The 1,916-nt window shown below is 76.9% G+C and carries 3 protein-coding genes; 2 read left to right on the top strand and 1 reads right to left on the bottom strand.

Going from position 1 to position 1,916, the window contains the following annotated elements; genetic code table 11:
- The coding region (locus DY240_RS32305) for a GDSL-type esterase/lipase family protein (RefSeq protein WP_119662102.1) at nt 1-696 on the top strand (696 nt) is incomplete at its 5' end.
- On the top strand, nt 693-827 hold the full coding sequence (locus tag DY240_RS33775; protein WP_267901693.1) for a hypothetical protein: 135 nt from the start codon (nt 693-695) through the stop codon (nt 825-827). The genes DY240_RS32305 and DY240_RS33775, both read left to right, overlap by 4 nt.
- Before the next feature lie 5 nt (nt 828-832).
- Here DY240_RS33775 and DY240_RS22960 read toward each other — a convergent pair.
- The coding region (locus DY240_RS22960) for an LLM class flavin-dependent oxidoreductase (protein WP_119662101.1) at nt 833-1,916 on the bottom strand (1,084 nt) is incomplete at its 5' end.

The raw sequence follows: 1,916 nt of genomic DNA, 5'->3' as shown, positions 1-1,916 counted from the left end.
GGCGGCGACGTCGTGCTGGCCGCGCCCTCACCGCTGGCCGCGCGGCCGATCGGCGCCGACGCGCTGCCGCCGGCGCTCACCGAGGACCGGACCGTCGCGGGCGCCGGCACGCTGGGGGAGTGGCGGCAGCGCACGCCGTCCATCAGCACGCCGCGCCAGTTCCGCCGGGTCCGCGACGCCGACGGCCTGCTGGTCGTGGGCGACTCGATCGCCCAGGCGACGGCGTACGAGCTCGCCGTCCGCGCCGGTGCGGAGCACGGCCTGCCGGTCGCCGTCAACGCCCACCCCGGCCGCCCGACGGAGCCGGCGACGGACTGGATCGTCGACAACGCCGGGCTGATCCCCGACCGCGGGATCGTCGTCGTGAGCGGCGCGAACGACGTCTTCGCGCCGCTGGAGTGGTGGCGGCAGGTGGAGCGCGTGCTGGCCGCCGCCGACGGCCGCCCGGTGTACTGGCTCACCGTCCACGTCGACCGCTGGAGCGGCGGCGCGGAGCAGCGCTGGGCCGACCGGCACCATTCGGACTGGCTCAACGACCAGCTGCGGGCGCTGGCGGAGCGGCACTCGAACCTCGTGGTCGTCGACTGGGCCGGTGCCCTGTCCGACGACTGGCTGTCCGACGGCGTGCACCCGTCGGAGGCCGGCGTCGTGGCCTGGTGCGACCTGCTCGAACGCGCGCTGGGGCTGGCGCCGTGAGACCGCCGCGACAGCCCTGGACGCGCGACGACTGGCTCGTGCTGGCCGCACTGGCCGTGCTGCTGGTCATCTTCGTGCTGCTGGTGCGGGACCAGCCGCCGACGTCCTGGCTGGAGCGCGACTTCCGCTGACGGCGTCAGGGTGCCGCGATGGGCGCCAGCGCGCGGACGTCGTCGGGCGAGGCGAGGTCCTGGACGGCGACGAAGATGGTGCGGACGCCGCGCGCGAACAGCTCCCGGTACCGCGCCGCCGTCTGCTCGGCCGTCGCCGCGTGGTGCTTGCGCGCGTAGGCCGCCGCAGGGGCGTTGCCGCGGGCCCGCTCGACCCGGCGCCAGACGTCGTCGCGGTCGCGGCCGACGATCGGCAGGTCGAGGACGGTGACGGCGACGTCGCGGCCGGTCCGGTCGCGGTGCTTGTCGAACACCGCCAGCCGCTCGTCCAGGTCGAGGTCGGTGCGCAGGTTGCAGGCGTCGCCGAGCTCGGCGGCGATGCGCAGCGACCGGTCGCCGGACCCGCCGACGACGATCTCCGGCCGCCCGGCCGGCCGCGGGTAGGACGTCGTCTCAGGCAGCCGCGCGCGGGTGCCGGAGTAGGCCTTGGTGCCCGGCGCCCACAGCGCGCGCATGATCTCGATGGCGCGCTCCAGCTCGTCCAGCCGCTCCCTCGGCCCGGGGAAGGGCAGCCCGTGCACGTCGTGCTCGCGGCCGAACCAGCCGGCGCCGATGCCGACGAACGCCCGCCCGCCGCTGAGCACGTCGAGCGTGGCGACCGCCTTCGCGATGACGCCGCCCGGCCGGAACGTCACCGGCGTGCACAGCGGGCCGAGCCGCAGCCCGGTGCCGAGGCCCGCCAGCAGGCCCAGCGTCGTGAACGGCTCCGGGATCGGGTCCCACGCGCGCCCGACCTGCGGGATCTGGATGAGGTGGTCCATCAGCGCCAGGCCCGCGAACCCCGCTTCGTCGGCGGCCAGCGCCACCTCCTTCAGCCAGCCGGCGGGGTCGTCGCCCCACGGGAACCGTGAGACCTGCAGGATCACCTGGTGGCCGGCGTCCGCCGCGGTTTCCGCGGCCGGGGCGACGGCGGCGGCGACCTGCGGGGCGTCCGTGCCCACCGTCACCACCAGGTCCCAGCCCTCGTCGTCCAGCTCGGCCGGGACCTGGGCCGCGCGGCGCAGCTGGCCGGCCAGCGCCGGCGCCGGGACCGGGCGGTCGCGGGCGGCG

The organism is Jiangella rhizosphaerae (genome assembly GCF_003579925.1).
Classification (GTDB): domain Bacteria; phylum Actinomycetota; class Actinomycetes; order Jiangellales; family Jiangellaceae; genus Jiangella; species Jiangella rhizosphaerae.
Note: the sequence above shows the minus strand (reverse complement) of the source record. Positions and strands in the feature narration are given on the sequence as shown.